General features: G+C 63.5%; 18 protein-coding genes. 9 read left to right on the forward strand and 9 right to left on the reverse strand.

From position 1 onward, the window contains the following. Nucleotides 1-134: 134 nt before the first annotated feature. A complete protein-coding gene (locus tag AC72UB_RS07190; protein ID WP_463290292.1) occupies nucleotides 135-1,730 on the reverse strand; it encodes a peptide chain release factor 3 in 1,596 nt (531 codons plus the stop codon). Between the two features lie 62 nt (nucleotides 1,731-1,792). Next, entirely contained in the window at nucleotides 1,793-2,800 is a 1,008-nt protein-coding gene (locus tag AC72UB_RS07195; RefSeq protein ID WP_505189174.1) for a Hint domain-containing protein, read from the reverse strand. Between the two features lie 144 nt (nucleotides 2,801-2,944). On the opposite strand from AC72UB_RS07195, the gene AC72UB_RS07200 reads away from it, so the two are divergent. Continuing rightward, a complete protein-coding gene (locus tag AC72UB_RS07200) occupies nucleotides 2,945-3,721 on the forward strand; it encodes an SDR family oxidoreductase (RefSeq protein ID WP_505189175.1) in 777 nt (258 codons plus the stop codon). A 60-nt stretch (nucleotides 3,722-3,781) separates the two neighbouring features. Then, nucleotides 3,782-4,876 carry an ABC transporter ATP-binding protein gene (locus AC72UB_RS07205; RefSeq protein ID WP_505189353.1) on the forward strand — a complete coding sequence of 365 codons (1,095 nt, stop codon included), beginning with the start codon at nucleotides 3,782-3,784 and terminating at the stop codon, nucleotides 4,874-4,876. 8 nt (nucleotides 4,877-4,884) lie between these two features. Here AC72UB_RS07205 and AC72UB_RS07210 read toward each other — a convergent pair whose 3' ends face one another. Beyond that, nucleotides 4,885-5,568: a helix-turn-helix transcriptional regulator gene (locus tag AC72UB_RS07210; RefSeq protein WP_505189176.1), complete on the reverse strand. Its 684-nt coding sequence runs from the start codon at nucleotides 5,566-5,568 to the stop codon at nucleotides 4,885-4,887. Nucleotides 5,569-5,719: 151 nt separating this feature from the next. Between AC72UB_RS07210 and AC72UB_RS07215 the strand changes: the two genes are divergently transcribed. From AC72UB_RS07215 to AC72UB_RS07235, 5 genes are all read left to right on the forward strand, one after another. Then, complete coding sequence (locus AC72UB_RS07215; RefSeq protein ID WP_463290288.1) at nucleotides 5,720-5,932, forward strand: twin-arginine translocase TatA/TatE family subunit; 213 nt, start codon at nucleotides 5,720-5,722, stop codon at nucleotides 5,930-5,932. Nucleotides 5,933-5,984: 52 nt separating this feature from the next. After that, nucleotides 5,985-6,635 carry a Sec-independent protein translocase protein TatB gene (gene tatB, locus AC72UB_RS07220; RefSeq protein ID WP_505189177.1) on the forward strand — a complete coding sequence of 217 codons (651 nt, stop codon included), beginning with the start codon at nucleotides 5,985-5,987 and terminating at the stop codon, nucleotides 6,633-6,635. After that, nucleotides 6,632-7,537 carry a twin-arginine translocase subunit TatC gene (gene tatC / locus AC72UB_RS07225; protein WP_505189178.1) on the forward strand — a complete coding sequence of 302 codons (906 nt, stop codon included), beginning with the start codon at nucleotides 6,632-6,634 and terminating at the stop codon, nucleotides 7,535-7,537. Before tatB ends, tatC begins: the two co-directional genes overlap by 4 nt. Next, nucleotides 7,534-8,370 (forward strand): ATP-binding protein, encoded by an 837-nt coding sequence (locus AC72UB_RS07230; RefSeq protein WP_505189179.1) that lies wholly within the window; start codon nucleotides 7,534-7,536, stop codon nucleotides 8,368-8,370. Before tatC ends, AC72UB_RS07230 begins: the two co-directional genes overlap by 4 nt. A gap of 63 nt (nucleotides 8,371-8,433) precedes the next feature. Then, on the forward strand, nucleotides 8,434-9,705 hold the full coding sequence (locus tag AC72UB_RS07235) for a hemolysin family protein (protein ID WP_505189180.1): 1,272 nt from the start codon (nucleotides 8,434-8,436) through the stop codon (nucleotides 9,703-9,705). Nucleotides 9,706-9,728: 23 nt separating this feature from the next. Here the strand turns inward: AC72UB_RS07235 and AC72UB_RS07240 are convergent, their stop codons facing one another. The 3 genes from AC72UB_RS07240 to surE are packed head-to-tail and all read right to left on the reverse strand — an operon-like array spanning nucleotide 9,729 to nucleotide 12,411. Further along, nucleotides 9,729-10,913 carry a peptidoglycan DD-metalloendopeptidase family protein gene (locus AC72UB_RS07240; RefSeq protein ID WP_505189354.1) on the reverse strand — a complete coding sequence of 395 codons (1,185 nt, stop codon included), beginning with the start codon at nucleotides 10,911-10,913 and terminating at the stop codon, nucleotides 9,729-9,731. Nucleotides 10,914-10,960: 47 nt separating this feature from the next. After that, nucleotides 10,961-11,626, reverse strand: a complete 666-nt coding sequence (locus AC72UB_RS07245) for a protein-L-isoaspartate(D-aspartate) O-methyltransferase (RefSeq protein WP_505189355.1) — start codon at nucleotides 11,624-11,626, stop codon at nucleotides 10,961-10,963. Next, nucleotides 11,626-12,411: a 5'/3'-nucleotidase SurE gene (surE, locus tag AC72UB_RS07250; protein ID WP_505189181.1), complete on the reverse strand. Its 786-nt coding sequence runs from the start codon at nucleotides 12,409-12,411 to the stop codon at nucleotides 11,626-11,628. Before surE ends, AC72UB_RS07245 begins: the two co-directional genes overlap by 1 nt. A 188-nt stretch (nucleotides 12,412-12,599) precedes the next feature. On the opposite strand from surE, the gene dusA reads away from it, so the two are divergent. Both dusA and AC72UB_RS07260 read left to right on the forward strand, forming a co-directional pair. After that, the gene (dusA, locus tag AC72UB_RS07255) at nucleotides 12,600-13,589 is read left to right on the forward strand and encodes a tRNA dihydrouridine(20/20a) synthase DusA (protein WP_505189182.1); all 990 of its coding nucleotides are present in this window, start codon (nucleotides 12,600-12,602) and stop codon (nucleotides 13,587-13,589) included. A 155-nt stretch (nucleotides 13,590-13,744) separates the two neighbouring features. Beyond that, nucleotides 13,745-14,479: a hypothetical protein gene (locus AC72UB_RS07260; RefSeq protein WP_505189183.1), complete on the forward strand. Its 735-nt coding sequence runs from the start codon at nucleotides 13,745-13,747 to the stop codon at nucleotides 14,477-14,479. A gap of 5 nt (nucleotides 14,480-14,484) precedes the next feature. On the opposite strand, the gene AC72UB_RS07265 is transcribed toward AC72UB_RS07260, so the two are convergent. From AC72UB_RS07265 to ccmI, 3 genes are read right to left on the reverse strand one after another with little or no spacing between them, the layout of a single operon-like run. After that, nucleotides 14,485-14,715, reverse strand: coding sequence for a DUF1289 domain-containing protein (locus AC72UB_RS07265; protein ID WP_463290281.1), 231 nt, complete (start codon nucleotides 14,713-14,715; stop codon nucleotides 14,485-14,487). Then, entirely contained in the window at nucleotides 14,712-15,185 is a 474-nt protein-coding gene (gene ruvX, locus AC72UB_RS07270; protein ID WP_505189184.1) for a Holliday junction resolvase RuvX, read from the reverse strand. The genes AC72UB_RS07265 and ruvX overlap by 4 nt, the downstream gene beginning before the upstream one ends. Next, nucleotides 15,182-16,390 carry a c-type cytochrome biogenesis protein CcmI gene (ccmI, locus tag AC72UB_RS07275; protein WP_505189185.1) on the reverse strand — a complete coding sequence of 403 codons (1,209 nt, stop codon included), beginning with the start codon at nucleotides 16,388-16,390 and terminating at the stop codon, nucleotides 15,182-15,184. The genes ruvX and ccmI overlap by 4 nt, the downstream gene beginning before the upstream one ends. Nucleotides 16,391-16,546: the final 156 nt, after the last annotated feature.

The raw sequence follows: 16,546 nt of genomic DNA on the forward strand, positions 1-16,546 counted from the left end.
GCACAGACCGTCAGTTTGCCAGCGAAATATTTTTCGTGCTCCGTCCGGCCAGCAGGGCGAACCGTCCACCACGGCCTCGAAGGGTCCGGTGCCCCCTCGCGCCGAGCTAGATGCCAAGGGCGAGCGTAACCTGCTTACACCATCATTTCCTTGGTCGCCGTCAGCTTCAGCGCGGGGTAGTCGCGCTCGACCCGGTCAATGTCCCATTTCAGGCGCGTCAGGAATACGGTCGCCCCGTCATTATCCACGGCGATGTGGCCCTTGTTGACGTTGATGAATTTCTCCATCTCGTCTTTCGGCCCCGCCACCCAGCGCGCTGAGGTGAAGTTTGACGGCTCAAACCGCACGGGCAGCGAGTATTCCTGCTCGATCCGGCTGGCCAGCACTTCAAACTGCAAGGCCCCGACGACGCCGACGATAAAGCCCGACCCGATCATCGGCTTGAACACCTTGGCGGCACCTTCTTCGGCAAACTGCATCAGCGCCTTTTCCAGATGCTTGGCCTTCATCGGGTCCATCGCCCGCACGCCGGACAGAAGTTCTGGCGCGAAGGACGGGATTCCGGTGAAATGCAGTGCCTCGCCTTCGGTCAGAGCATCGCCGATGCGGAGTTGCCCATGGTTCGGAATGCCGATGATGTCACCGGCCCATGCCTCTTCGGCTAGTTCGCGGTCGGCAGCCAGAAACATGACCGGGTTGGCAATCGCCATCGGCTTTTTCGACCGCACATGCAGAAGCTTCATGCCACGTTCAAAATGCCCCGAGGCAAGGCGCACGAAGGCCACGCGGTCGCGGTGCTTGGCGTCCATATTGGCCTGCACCTTGAACACGAACCCGGTGACCGGCTTTTCTTCCGCCGAAATCTGCCGCTCAGCCGCCTTTTGCGGCTGCGGCTGGGGGCCGTATTCGCCCATGCCGTCCATCAGTTCCTTGACCCCGAACGAGTTGATGGCCGACCCGAACCAGATCGGCGTCATTGACCCGTTCAGGAAGGAGGCGCGGTCAAAGGCGGGCAGAAGTTCGCGCGCCATTTCAATCTCTTCGTGGAACTTCGCCAAAAGATCCGCCGGCACATGTTCGGCCAGTTTCGGGTCATTCATCCCCGAAATCTTGATCGATTCTGCCACCTTGTTGCGGTCGGCGCGGTCCATAATCTCCAGCCGGTCGTGCAACAGGTCATAGGCGCCCACAAACTCGCGCCCCACGCCGATGGGCCAGCTGGCTGGGGTGACATCAATCGCCAGATTCTCCTGAATCTCGTCGATTATCTCAAACACATCGCGGCTTTCGCGGTCCATCTTGTTGCAAAAGGTCAGGATCGGCAGGTCGCGCAACCGGCAGACCTCAAACAGCTTTTGCGTCTGGCTTTCCACGCCCTTGGCCCCGTCGATCACCATGATCGCGGCATCAACGGCGGTGAGGGTGCGGTAGGTGTCTTCGGAGAAATCCGAGTGGCCGGGGGTGTCGACCAGATTGAAGCGGAACTCGCGGTAGTCAAACGACATGGCGCTCGCCGAAACCGAGATGCCCCGGTCGGCTTCGATCTTCATGAAGTCTGACCGCGTGCGCCGGGCTTCGCCCTTGGCGCGCACTTGGCCTGCCATCTGAATGGCACCCCCGAACAGCAGGAACTTTTCGGTCAAGGTGGTTTTGCCGGCGTCGGGGTGCGAGATGATCGCAAAGGTCCGGCGGCGGGCGATTTCGGGCGGAAGGGGCGCTGCGTTTGTCATGGGGCGGGGCTTTAGCGCAAAGGCGGGCGCGCGTCCACCGAGATGCAGCCGAATGCCGGGGCTTAGCGCCGGCTTCGGCCCGGTTTGAACAGGGTTTCCGCCCCGACCGCATCCAGAAACTGGCGCCCGGCCTCGGTGCCAAAGTGCTGCACCTGACGCAAACCCGGAAAGCGCGCCTTGACGTCGGCGGACAATTCGGTGGGCAGGCGGTTTACGGTGGCGTCATTCACCATCAGGCTTTCGGCGGGCACGCCCTCGGCATAGATGATCTCATGGCGATCAAAGACGATGCTGAGAAAATCGACAAAGCCGCCTTCGCGCAGGAACACCCGCTCGCCATCGACCAGATGCTTGGCCTGCACCAACAGCTCAGAGGTGGCCAGCCCGGCCATCCGCTCGCGTTGATAGAGGAACATCCGGTGATGCTGGCTGACAATCAGATCGCCCGCATTGCCCAAAGTGCCTGCGGTGATGACCACGGGCGCAAAGGGGCCGACAGCCTTGAGCGTGGCGCGCCCGATCCAGCGGATCGGCTGGCCGCCATGGTCGCGCGTCAGCACCTTGTCGCCGGGGTTCAGATCCTCAATCGGCTTTTGCGCGCCGGTGGCCAGCGTGATCATGGTGCCGCGCGCAAAAGAGATGCACAAAAGGTCAGACAGACCCGCATCATCTGGGGCCGCTTCCACCTTGAGAAGCGTGTAATCGGTCGCCGTGGCCATGGGAGAGAGGGGCAGGGCAAAGCGGCTGCCATCCGGCAGGGCCAGCACCAAAATCTCAACCCGGTCACCCTCTTCGCCCATCAGCGCATAGCGGGCCTCAAGCCGGATCACTTCCCCCTCGCGCCCGACGGCCGACCCGGCGGCGACGCGCTGTGCCGTGCCCGGCGCGCGGGTGACGACAAGACGGCGCGGGCGGTTGTCTGGGTCCAGTTGATAGATGTCACCGGGACAGACATCGGCAGGGCCCATTAACCCGTCGCCATGTGCCGCGCCGTGGCTGACATAGATGTCATCGGCCGCCAGAACCTGGCAGGCATGACCGGGGAGAGCGGAAAAGGCTTCGTCTGTCATCAAAGGCACGGTTTCAAAGGAATTAGGTCTGATCTAGAGGGCTTGACCCTCAGACACAACGCGGATGGGCGACACGCTAAGCTGCTATTGCGGCGGATTTTTGGCCTGCTAAGGTTTTGCGTTACAGGACAAGGGGAGACTGGCATGGATCTGGGTGTGCGCGGCAAACGGGCTTTGGTGACGGCGGCTTCCAAGGGGTTGGGGCGGGGCTGTGCCATGGCTTTGGCCGAGGCGGGTGTGGATCTGGTGCTGAACGCCCGCGGGGCCGAGGCGCTGGAGGCGACCGCCGCGGCGATCCGCGCGGCCCATGGCGTGCAGGTCACGACGGTCGCAGGCGACATTACCACCGAGGCCGGGCGCGCGGCCGTTCTGGCCCATGGCCCCTTTGACATTCTGGTGACCAATGCTGGCGGCCCGCCGCCGGGCATGTGGCACGACTGGAGCCGGGATGATTTCATCAAGGCGATTGATGCCAATATGCTGACCCCGATCGCGCTGATGCAGGGCTGCCTGCCGGGGATGATCGAACGCGGCTGGGGCCGGGTGGTCAACATCACCTCACAATCGGTAAAATCGCCCATTCCGCAGCTGGGCCTGTCGAATGCCGCGCGGGCGGGGCTGACCGGCTTTGTCGCGGGCACCTCGCGGCAGGTGGCGCCCCATGGGGTGACGATCAACAACCTTTTGCCTGGTATCCACGACACCGATCGCGCAATTGCGCTCGATGGTGGGGTGGTCAAGGCGCGTGGGATCAGCATGGAAGAGGCGCGGGCTGAACGTATGGCCACCATCCCCGCCCGCCGCTATGGCACCTCGGAAGAGTTTGGCGCGGCCTGCGCCTTTTTGTGCAGCCAACATGCTGGGTTCATTGTGGGCCAAAACATCCTGTTGGATGGTGGGTCGGTGAACACGACGCTGTAACGCGGCGCACTTGCCGGGTTAGGGCGGGCCTGTTAGGTAACGCCCGATAAAATCTGTCGGATACCGCACGTGACCGCATCCACGCCTCGCCTTGTCGTCGAACAGCTCAGCCGCCGGTTTGGCGGTCAGTTGGTGGTGTCAGAGGTGTCGCTGTCGGTTGAGGCGGGCAAGGTGATGTGTCTGCTGGGCCCTTCGGGCTGCGGCAAGTCCACCACCCTGCGGATGATTGCTGGGGTGGATCGGCCTGACGCAGGCCGCATTTGGATTGATGGCGTCGAAGTCTTTGGCCCCACCGTCAACCTGCCGCCCGAAGCGCGCGGCGTTGGGTTGATGTTTCAGGATTTTGCGCTGTTTCCGCATCTGACGGTGGCGGGCAACATCGCTTTTGGCCTGAAGGGTGATGCGGCCCTAAAGGCCCGGCGGGTGGCTGAGCTTTTGGACAAGGTCAATCTGCCCGGCTTTGCTGACAAGCACCCGCATGAGCTGTCGGGGGGGGAGCAGCAGCGCGTGGCCTTGGCCCGCGCCTTGGCCCCGCGCCCGCGCATCATGCTGATGGATGAGCCCTTTTCGGGCCTCGACAACCGCCTGCGCGACGGGGTCCGCGATGCCACTTTGGCGCTACTGAAAGAAGAGGGCGCGGCGGTTTTGTTGGTCACGCATGAGCCGGATGAGGCCATGCGGATGGCCGATGAGATTGCGCTGATGCGCGCGGGTGTCATCGTGCAACGCGGCGCGCCCTATAACATCTACAACTCGCCAGTGGATCGGGCCGCAGCTGGATTTTTCAGCGATATCAATGTGATTCAGGGTGTCTCGAAAGGCGCGTTGACCGAAACGCCCTTTGGCGCCTTTTTGACACCGGGCCATGCCGATGGGGCTGCGGTGGATATCATCATCCGCCCTCAGCATCTCAAGATCGACTTTGACCGCGCAGGCCGTGGCCCGAATCCCACGGTGCAAGACGGCACGCCCGCGCGCGGCACGGTGACGCGGGCGCGGTATCTCGGCCGTGAAAGCCTGGTCGATTTTGCCATGGACGAAGGCCCCTTGACCCTGACCGCCGCGGTTCCGGGGGTGTTTTTGCCCAAACCCGGCACAGTCCTGTGGCTGATGATCCGCCGCGACCGCTGTTTTGTGTTTCCCGCCAGCGCGTGAACCCGTTTCTAGGCTGACACTTCTGCCGCCAGCGCGCGATAGTCTGCCAGACCTTGCCCCGGCACTTCGGCAAAGACCTCGCCCGTTGGAGTGATGGCCATGATCCGGTCCAGCCGGAACGCCCGAAAACCGCCGCGCGCCTCGCACCACGCGGCCAGCACCCAGATCTGGCCTTGCAGATCCAGCGCCAGCGGGCGGACGTCGCGGTGGCTCTCCAGTTCGTTCAAGTCAAGATAGGCGATGCTCAGCCGCTCGTGCTCGGCAATCGCGGCGCGCAAGATCGGCAGGTGCGGCTCGGCGCGGGTGGTTGTGGTGCCCGTGAAGGCAAAGATGTCTTCGCGGTCCGGGTCAACCGGGGCAGGGGCCACGGCCCCGATTTTGGAGGCAAGGCTGCGCGCCGCGCGGGCCAGTGCCGGGTCTTCGCCTGCCGCGACCAATCGCAGGCCCGCCCGCAAGGCCTCCAATTCACTGGCTCCCAGCATCAAGGGCGGCAAGGTGGTGGGCGCGCGCAGGATATAGCCCACACCACGTTCGCCCTCGATCGGCATGCCGCTGGCCATCAAGGTGCCCATGTCGCGCCAGATCGTGCGCACCGAGACGCCGCCCAAAGCCTGCGCCAGATCGGCGGCGCGGTGCAACCGGCCATCGCGCAGGATCTGCACAAGGTCAAACAGACGGTCAGAGCGGCGCATGGGGGTCCTTTTTCAAGTCATCAACTGACAATTAATTGTCAGTTACCCAAAATGTCCAGCCCTTTGCCCCTTACACCCGGCCCAGTTCTGCCCCTAGCATGGGATCAAGCTGCAATCTGGCCACTCGGTTGGCCACATCGGAGAGATCATCATGCTGAACAACATCGGCCTTCCCGGCATCCTTCTTATCGCAGTCGTCGTGCTTGTGCTTTTTGGCAAGGGCAAGGTCTCGGCGCTGATGGGCGAAGTGGGCAAGGGCATCACCGCCTTCAAAAAGGGCGTGAACGACGGCACCAAGGAAATTGAGACCGAGACCGCTGAGACGGCCAAGGATGTGACCCCGGCCGAGAAGGACAAGGTCTGACACCCGTCCATTTCGCGAAACGCAATCTGCGGAGGGGCGCATGGACTTAGGCATGTCTGAACTTTTGGTCATCGGGATCGTGGCGTTGATCGTCATCGGCCCGAAAGACCTGCCGGAAATGTTCCGCCAGCTTGGCCGGTTTACCGCCAAGATGCGCGCGATGGCGCGCGATTTTTCGCGTGCCATGGAGCAGGCGGCGAAAGAAACTGGCGTGGCGGATGTGGCCAAAGATTTGAAGTCGGTGGCGAACCCCAAGGCAGCGGGCCTGAACGCGGTCAAGGATGCGGTCGACAAGTTCGAACGCTGGGACCCGATCAAGAATGCCGCCCGCCCGACCGAACCCATGCGATCTGGCCCTCTCGTGCCGCCGCCGATGCCGCCGATGGCCAAGCCCGCCGAGGTTGCAGCCGTGGCCGAACCGGCCGCTGCGGTTCCTGAACCGGTGACGTCCGCCCCTGCGCCTGGCCCCAACACTGCCGCGCTTTACGAAAAGAAGGCTGCGAAAGAGGCGATTGTCAAAGAGGCGGCGGCCAAGCTGAAGGCCTTGGATGCAACCCCTGTGGCCGCCACCCCGGCGGCCGATCCCGCACCTGCCAAACCTGCACGCGCGTCCAAGTCAGCCGCCGCGACGGCGCCGGCCGCGGCCGCCCCCAAAACCGCCGCGCCCAAGGCTCCGCGCAAGAAGAAAGCTGCGGAAGAATGACCCAGAACGACGACATCGACAATTCCGCTGCCCCGCTGATCGAACATCTGGCCGAGCTGCGCAACCGCCTGATCTGGGCGGTGATGTCCTATATCATCGCGATTCTGGCCTGCTTTGTTGTGGCTGAACCGATCTTGAACTTCATGCTGCATCCGATCGAGCTGTCGATGCGGGCGCTCGGCGATCCAAACCCGGTGATGCAATACACCTCGCCGCAAGAGTATTTCTTTACCCTTGTGCGGATTTCGATGGTTGCAGGCTTTGCTGTGGCCTTCCCGGTGATCGGCTATCAGCTGTGGCGGTTCATCGCGCCGGGTCTCTATAAGTCGGAAAAGAACGCGTTTTTGCCCTTCCTGATTGCTTCGCCTGTGCTCTTTTTGACCGGTGCGGCGTTTTCGCATTACGTCGTGACACCGATTGCCATGGACTTCTTCCTTGGCTTTGCCGACGCCTCTTCGATCGTCGCGGCACTCATTCCGACGCTGACAGATATCCCCGGTGACGTGCCTGCGGCTGACACCGGCTCTGATACCGGCATCGACATCGTGTTTCAGGGCAAGGTCAACGAGACGCTGGATATCTCGCTCAAGCTCATCATCGCCTTTGGGATGTGCTTTCAACTTCCGGTGCTGCTCACATTGATGGGCAAGGCGGGGATCGTTTCCTCAACGGGTCTGATTGCCATGCGGAAATACGCGGTGGTGTTGATCCTGATCGTCGCGGCCCTCGTCACGCCGCCCGATGTGATGAGCCAGCTGATCCTGTTCTTCGCCGTCTACCCCCTTTACGAAGTCTCGATCTTCCTGATCCGCCGCATTGAAAAGCGCCGTGAGGCCGAGTTGCGCGCCGAAGGGCTGTGGGACGAGGATGATCCGTCGGACGAGACCGAAGGCAAGGCATGACCGACGCATTGACCCGCATCGCCGAGGCGCTGGAGCGCCTCGCTCCGGCACCTATGCCCGCGCCAGACTTTACCGCCGCTGAGGCCTTTGCATGGCATACAGCACCCGATCGCCTTGAGCCGGTCGTGCGGGTGTCGCGGGTGGATATCGGCTTGCTCATCGGGATCAACCGCTCGCGCGATACGCTTTTGGAAAACACCCGGCATTTTGCCGCCGGGCTTCCCGCTAACAACGCGCTGTTGTGGGGCGCGCGTGGCATGGGAAAATCCAGCCTTGTCAAGGCGATCCATGCCAAAGTTGTCTCAGAAGGTCTGCCGCTGAAAATCGTGGAACTCAGCCGCGAGGATCTGCCTTCGGTGGCCCGCCTCTTGGCCCATCTGCGCGCCGCGTCCTTTCGGTTTATCCTCTTTTGCGATGATCTGTCGTTCAGCCATGACGACCAGCATTACAAGTCGCTGAAGGCGGTTTTGGATGGTGGGATCGAAGGGCGCCCGGAGAATGTGCTTTTCTACGCCACCTCAAACCGCCGTCACCTGATGCCGCGTGATATGATCGAGAATGAAACACAGGCCGCCATTCACTCCACCGAAGCGGTGGAGGAAAAGGTGTCCTTGTCCGATCGCTTTGGCCTGTGGCTGGGCTTTCATCCCTGTGATCAGGACCAGTATCTGGAGATGATTGCTGGCTATTGCAGCGCGCATGGCGTGCAGGTGCCGGCTGACCGTCTGCGGGCCGAGGCGATTGAATGGCAGGCCACGCGGGGCGGTCGGTCGGGCCGGGTGGCTTGGCAGTTCTTCTGCGATCTGGCCGCGCGTGAGGGCGTGCGGATCTGACGCGCGCCCATTATTCCCCGCCATCTTGTACACACGCTGGCGCATATCCATCTAGGCCCGATCATGATCCTTGAACTTTGCATCATCCTTGGCCTGATCTGCCTGAACGGCGTGCTGGCCATGTCGGAACTGGCGATTGTGTCCGCGCGTCCTGCCCGCCTTCGCCCTCTGGAAGCCAAGAGCCGCGGTGCCGCTGCTGCCCTGCGGTTGGGCGAACATCCGGGGCGGTTTTTGTCCACGGTTCAGATTGGTATCACTTTGGTCGGCATCTTGTCGGGTGCCTTGTCCGGGGCGACCTTGGGCGCGCGGCTGACACAAACGCTGGTGGACCGTGGGGTCGATCCGGACTGGGCCGCCAATCTGGGGGTCGGGGTGGTGGTGGTGGCCATCACCTATGTCTCGCTGATCGTGGGCGAGCTGGTGCCGAAGCAACTGGCGCTGCGCAATCCGGAAAAGCTGGCGATCACCATGGCCCCCGCGATGCTGATGCTGTCGCGCGTGGCCGCCCCTTTGGTTTGGCTTTTGGACAGGTCTGGTCGGGTGATCTTGTGGCTCTTGGGCCAGCGCGGGGCCAGCGCCAATCGGGTGACCGAAGAAGAGGTGCACAGCCTGTTGGCCGAGGCCCATGACAGTGGCGTGCTGGAACCCGAAGAGCGTGAGATGATGGCAGGCGTTATGCGGCTGTCGGACCGATCAGCCAGCGCATTGATGACCCCGCGCCGGGATGTCGAGATGCTGAGCATCGACATGACCAGCGCCGAGGCGGTGGCTGCGCTGCGGCGTATTGGGCGTCCCCGCGTGCCGGTGCAAGACCGCGACACCGGGGATGTCTTGGGTATCGTCACGCTGGCCGAGGCCTTTGACGCGGTATCCCGCCGCGAGACGCTGGATCTGCGCGCCTTGATGCATGAGGTGCCGGTGGTGTCAGACCGCGCCGATGCGTTGGATGTGTTGGCCGTTCTGCGCGGAGCGACGCATCATCTGGCGCTGGTCTACGATGAGTATGGCCATTTCGAAGGCATCATCACCTCGGGCGATGTGCTTGAGGCAATCACCGGGGCTTTGGCCACCCAAGATGACAGCGAACCCGCCATGGTGACGCGCGCCGATGGCAGCCTTTTGGTGGCAGGGTGGATGCCAGCGGATGAGTTTTGCGATCATATGGGCCTGCCGCGAGAGATGTCCGGGGGCTATGACACGGTCGCGGGGCTGGTTCTGCATCAGTTTCGCCACCTGCCGGCCTTAGGCGAACACGTGGTCGCCCAAGGTCACCGGTTCGAAGTGATCGACCTTGACGGGTTGCGGATCGACAAGGTTCTGGTTTCGGCAGATTGAGACGGCCCGTTTGGGCCGCCCCTTTACTGCACGTAAGGCAGCGGATCGAGGCTGTCGACGCCCTTGCGGACCTCAAAATGCACGAAGGACGGGTTGGCATTGCGCACAGCGGCGATGGTCTGGCCTTTCTTGACCTTATCGCCTTTGCCGACCTTCAGACCGTCCACGCCCGCATAAACCGTCAAAAGCCCATCCGCATGGCGGATCACCACGATGGGCGTACCAGTGGTGTCCTTGGTGACAGCCGCGACCGTGCCATCGGCGGCCGCTTGAACCGCCGTTCCGGCGGCGGCGGCAATATCGATGCCGTCATTCTTGCCCTTGGCATAGCCGCGAATGATCTTGCCCTGCACGGGCATGGCGAACTTGGCTTCCGTGGTGCGCTGGCTGGCCATATCCTCTTCGGCAGGCTTGGCCTTTTCCACTTCGGCGGCGGTGGCCACCTCTTCATCTGGCAACGGTTCCTTGGCCGACGGCGGGGTCGGGGTGGGCGTGCCGCTTCCGGGCGCGACCTCAGCGACCTCTTCTTCCTCTTGAGGTGCACCGGTCGGGGTGGGGATCAGAAGATACTGGCCCTCGCGCACCGACAGTTCCGCATCAAGCCCGTTCCAGTCGGCCAAGGCCTTGGCGGAAACGTTGTAGCTGCGGGCAATGGAAAACGCGGTTTCGCCGCGCGCCACGCGGTGGCGTGTCGGTTCCATACCGCTGGCGCCGCCGATGGTTTTGGCGGCGGTTGGGGTTGCCGCGGTTGTGGCCGGGGCGGTGCTGTCCACGCGGTCCAGCGCCGTGGTCGCGATGGTCGAGACATCAACCGAGCCGGGCGTTGCGCCAGACCCGATCACCCCACCTGCCGCTGTTGGCGCACCGGCGACGCGGGTCGGCAGCGACAGAACCTCGCCTTCGCGCAGGCTGTCACCGGGTTGCAGGGCGTTAAAGCTGGCGAGTTCCGCCGCAGGCAGACCCACGCGGGCCGCCACCGAACCGACCGTATCGCCCTTGCGCGCCACGGCCACCTGATAGCCGGGATAGGAGATCACCCCGCGCCCATCGGCCCCCGGCCGAGCCCCGGTTGCCTGCAGGGCGGCACCCGAGGTGTCCAACCCCCCGGCACCGCTGCGCAGGTCCCAGTCAAAATTGTTGCCGCCAGTGCAGGCAGACACCAGAAGCATCGCAGTCAAGCTTAACACCGCGTTACGAGAACCGCCCATTACCGCCTCATCCTTGTTGACACCGGGTTTGTTCCCGGCTTGTGCCATCATTCATTGCCAAGACCCTCGACAAGCGGCACGAAACGGACCGCCCGCAATTCCTCATAGTCATAGCCCGTCTCGTGGCGCGTTACCTTGATTAGGCTTTGCACCGCATCCGACTGGCCAACCGGCACGACCATGATACCGCCGATCTTCAATTGCGACAACAGGGGGCCGGGAGGGTCTTCGGCCGCGGCTGTCACGATAATGCGATCAAAGGGCGCAACATCGGGCAGGCCAAAGCTGCCGTCAGACGTCATCGCAACCACATTGACCAGCCCAAGTTCGCGAAAGAGCTCCTGAGCTTCGCGCACCAACCGCTTGTGCCGGTCCACCGTGTAGACCCGCCGTGCCAACTGGCTGAGAATGGCCGCCTGATAGCCCGACCCGGTGCCCACCTCGAGCACGGTGTCGCGCGGCTGCACCGCCAGCGCCTGCGTCATCAGCCCCACGACCGAGGGCTGGCTGATCGTTTGGCCACAGGCAATCGGCAGCGGCATGTCTTCATAGGCGCGCTCGGCGAAGAGGCCGCGCACAAATTGGCCGCGGTCGATCCGCTCCATCGCGGTCAACACACGGGCGTCGGTGACGCCTTTGGTCCGAAGGGCAAACAAAAAGCGCATCTTGCGTTCAGCGGCCGTCCCGTCATCGTCAGGCAGGCCGTGGTCCATCATGCCAACCGCGCCTCAAGCTCGCGCAGCCTGTCATGTGCTGTTAAATCGCAGCGAAGGGGCGTGACCGAGATGTAACCTTCCACGTTGGCTGTCACATCGGTGCCGGGGAGCGTAGGGCGACCCTGTTCGCCGCCCTTGATCCACATGAATTGCCGCCCGGTGGGCGAGATATGCGGTTCAATCCGAAACCCGGCATAGCGCCGGAATCCTTGGGAGGCCACACGCGTGCCTTTGACCGCATCAGCGGGCAGGGGGGGGAAGTTGACGTTGTAAAACAGCCGATAATCCGCCTCGTCCCACAGGCCCTTGTCCAAAAGGGCGCGCACGACCCCAACGCCCAGCTTGGCGGCGGCGTCAAAGGGGTTGTCGATGTTCACATTGGCCGGGCCGTAGAATTGCGACAGGGCGATGGCCTTGATGCCATGCAGGGCTGCCTCCATCGCGCCGCCGATGGTGCCGGAATAAAGCACATTCTCGCCCGCATTGTTGCCCCGGTTGACGCCAGACAGCACCAGATCTGGCGGGGCGTCTTTCATCACATGGTAGATGCCCGCCAGCACGCAATCGGCCGGGCTGCCCTCGGCGGCAAAGCGGCGGGGGCCAAGCTCGGCGATCATGGTGGGGTGCGTGTAGCTGATGCAATGCCCCACGCCCGATTGCTCAAAGGCCGGGGCCACCGTCCAGACCTCGCCTCCCGGACCAGCGATCTCGTTTGCGATGGCCTGCAGCACGGCCAAGCCGGGTGCATTGATGCCGTCGTCATTGGTGATGAGAATGCGCATGGGGGAGGGGCCTTTCGTTGTTCTTCTGAATAGACCAGCCTTAGGGGTCTCGCAAGGCTTGGCCGCAAGGGAATGTGGTTGTCGCGCCCGGTGTGGCGCGGGTGACGCAATGCTTAGCGGACCCACAGCAGGGCGCGGTGGACGGCCCGCGCATTTCGCGCTATCTGGCGCGCCACAGGATGACCCCGATGACCGCTGATCCCCAGACCGCCCACCGCCTCTCGGTTGCCCCGATGATGGACTGGACTGACCGTCACTGCCGGGTGTTTCACCGGCTGATGACGCGCCGGGCGATGCTATATACTGAAATGGTGACCGCCCCCGCTATCGTGCATGGGCCAAAGGCGCGGCTCTTGGATTATTCCGAGGTCGAACACCCTGTGGCACTGCAGCTTGGCGGGTCGGACCCGGCAGAGCTCGCGCGGGCGGTGCAGATCGCGCGGCCTTGGGGCTATGATGAGGTTAACCTCAACTGCGGCTGCCCGTCGGACCGGGTGCAATCGGGATGTTTCGGGGCGGTGCTGATGGAGCGCCCGGCGCTTGTGGCCGAGTGCGTCAAGGCGATGCAGGATCAGGCCGATGTGCCGGTGACGGTCAAATGCCGGATCGGGGTGGATGACCAAGACCCCGCCACCGTGCTGCCCGGCTTTTTGGAAACGGTTGCCGCCGCGGGCGTGCGCCATTTCATCATCCATGCCCGCAAGGCGTGGCTTCAGGGGTTAAGCCCGAAAGAAAACCGCGAAATCCCGCCGTTGGACTATGATCTGGTGCTGCGGATGAAGGCGGAGTTTCCGCATCTGACGATTTGCATCAATGGCGGTGTCACCACGCTGGCGCAGGCGAAGGGCCTGCTGGACCAAGGGCTTGACGGGGTGATGATCGGGCGTGCGGCCTATCATGATCCGGCCTCTGTGCTGATCGGGGCCGATGCGCTTTGGGGTGAGGATTATGCACCCAACCCCCATACGGTGGTTGAGGCGATGAAGCCCTATATCATGGCGCATCTGGAGGCGGGCGGGCGGGTGCATCAGATCACGCGGCACATGCTGGGCCTCTTCACCGGCCGCCCCGGCGCGCGGGGCTGGCGGCGGGTGCTGTCTGAAGGGGCCAACAAGCCGGGGGCAGGTTTGGCCTTGCTGGATCAGGCCTTGGCCGAGGTGAGTGTCGCCGCCGGATAGAGGCTCGGCCCATGTGTACGGATGTACAGTGATGCGCATGGCTTGACCTTGGCGCAACCCACCCCAGAATAACGGTCTGAACACCCGGAGTTTTCCATGCAGTTTCTTGCTTCCCTGTCGCTGCCTTGCCAGACCTGCACCTGCGGGGTCGCAGGATGACCGGTTGGCACAAGATCGGCCCGCATCCCGCACTTTTGGCTTGGGCCACGGCGGCGCATCCTGTGGCGGTTGCGGCCTTGCTCGACACCGATCAGCCGTTGCGCTGCGGGGGCACGTGGGCCGTGGGCTTGGACCTTTTGCCCAATGCAGAGGATGGCGCGATTGCAGGCGTTCCGCTCCCGTGGGATGTCCTAGGTCTTGCGCCAGTGGCCCTGCATCCTGCGCAACTCTCCACCATTCACCTCGGCTATCCGCGCCCCTCGGCGGAGGAAACCGAAGCGGCCTTCCGCTTTCGCCTGAACCGCGACGCGGCGCATCTGGATGGGCTACTACCCGTCGGGCCAGACCGACTTCGCATGATCAAAGAACCGCATGCGTGGATTGTGGGCCTGCCGCTGACCACCTCGGATGGCGCGCCTTTGGTAGTGTGGGAGGGCAGCCACACGATCATGCAGGCCGCGCTCCAAACGGCGCTCGCGCCGCATTCGCCCGAAAATTGGGGCGATGTGGACATCACGGCCGCCTATCAGGCCGCGCGGGCCGAGGTGTTTCGGACCTGTCCGCGCCGTGAAGTGCCGGGGGTTCCGGGTGAGGCAGTGCTGCTGCATCGCCACCTTGTCCATGGTGTCGCCCCTTGGGCTGAGGGCGCGACAGCCCCCCCTGAGGGCCGTGTCATCGCCTATTTCCGTCCGGTGATGGACAGCGTGCAGGACTGGCTGTTGCAGGACTAAGACCGTCAGGCCGTGCCGCGCCCCATGCGGCCGCCGCGCCGCTTGGTCATCGTTTTGGCGCGGGCGGGCAATTCGGCCATCAGAAGGCGACGCTCGTCCGCGCTCATCCGCGACCAGCCGCCGATTTCGGCTATGGTGCGATAGCAGCCGATGCAGATCTTCGCCTCGGGATGAACGACGCAGATCTTGACGCAGGGGCTTTCAATCTCGGCACGCTTCCAGATCTCGTCGGTCATGATCCCCCCAAAACGCGCATACGGTCCAACGCGCCTTGCAGAATATAGCCTGCCGCCACCTGATCGATCACCTCGCGGCGACGCTTTCGCGACGTATCCGCCTCCAACAGCGCGCGTTCGGCCGCCACGGTCGACAGCCGCTCGTCCCAAAAGGTGATCGGCAACGCGGTCAGCTTTTCCAAATTGCGCACAAAAGCGCGGGTTGACTGCACGCGTGGCCCCTCGCTGCCGTCCATGTTCAGGGGCAGGCCAAGGATCAAGCCTGCCGCATTGCGATTGGCGACAATCGCCAAAAGTCGCTGGGCATCCAGCGTAAACTTCTCGCGCCGGATCACCTCGATCGGCGTGGCAATTGACCGCGACAGATCCGACACGGCAACCCCAATGGTCTTGTCGCCCAGATCAAGGCCCAAGATCGCTCGGTAGGGCGGCAAAAGCCCGTGAAATTCGATGATGTCGGTCAGGATCATGGGCCAAAGCCCGCAGCGGTGGCCGCGTCGCGCACCGATTGCAGCCCGGCCGGATCGGCGGCCAAGGCAGTTTCGGCGGCGCGCAGGGCGGCGGTGCCGCGGTCGGGCTGGTTCAGAACCTGGAACGCGTTGATCAGCCGCAGCCATTCCTCGACCGATCCGCCTTCGGCCAAAAGCCGCGCCTCAAGCTGGCCCACCATGCCTTCGATCATCGCCTGCTGGTCCTCGGCGGTCATATCTCCGGCTGCCGCCATGTCCTCGGCACTGGGGCCGGGCAGATCGGGCATCTGGAAGGGAATTCCGGCCAATGCGGCGGCGGTCTCGATGTCGGCGCGGGCGGCCTCGACCCAAGGGGCGTCTTCGGGGCCTTCTAGGATCAAGGGCTGCCACAACTCAAACGCCCGATCCGGACGGCCGTTCTGGGCAAACATCAACCCCGTCAGATAGCGCGCCATGCCGTTATCAGGCGCGCGACGCAGCACGTCGATCAGATGCGCCTCGGCCTCTGGCGAGACATAGCCTTGGGCTTGGGTGATTAGGATTTGCGCCGCAAAGAGGTGCTGCTCAGGGCTGGCACTCTGTTCCAACAGGGTCAGAAGCTTGGTTTGCGCCTCATAGGCGGCCTGATAATTCCCAAGCGAACTTTCGTTGCGCGCCAACAGTTCCAGCCCCATGGCGTCATCAGGCCGCTCAGTCACAGCGGCGCGCAGCTTGTCCATCAAGGCCGTGAATTCCGCACCCGGATCGATGGGGGAGGCTGCGGGCAAGATCGCCAAGGTCTCGGCTTGCGAGGGGCGCGATTGCAGGGCCTGATCGGCGGCGGCAAGGCGGCTTGTTAAGGGCAGATCGGCATAGCCCGGGGCACCCATGCGATCATAGAGCCACAAAGCCCCGCCCAACACAGCAATCACCAGTACGCCCGCCCAGATCAGGCTGCCGCGCGCCGTGGGGGCGGCTTGGCTTGCCAAGCTGCGATCAGCCTCCAGAAGTCGCCGCGAAACCTCGACGCGCAGGCGTTGACCTTCCTCCTCCGAGAGGGTGCCGCGCGCCAGATCACGATCCACTTCGGCCAGTTGGTCGCGGTAAACCTTCAGATCGGGGTGTTCGCCATCACTGTCGCCACCCCGCCGCAGGGCCTGCACCATGACCAGCGCCACCATGGCGGTGAGCACCGCGGCAATCGCCCAGAACAGCCACAGATCCATCGTCATCCCCACAGAGTTGCCCCGCCCATGTAACCCTTTCACAGCCGTGGCAAAAGGGGCCACTCCGCCGCAGTGTCCGTCACCGCATCACATCGGCGCCATCATGTCGCAATTTTCCCGATTGTGCCGCTGGTAGGACGGGTTCTTGCAGTCATC

This window comes from Allotabrizicola aquatica (SeqCode) (assembly GCF_965194375.1).
In the GTDB taxonomy this organism is placed as follows: domain Bacteria; phylum Pseudomonadota; class Alphaproteobacteria; order Rhodobacterales; family Rhodobacteraceae; genus Tabrizicola_A; species Tabrizicola_A aquatica.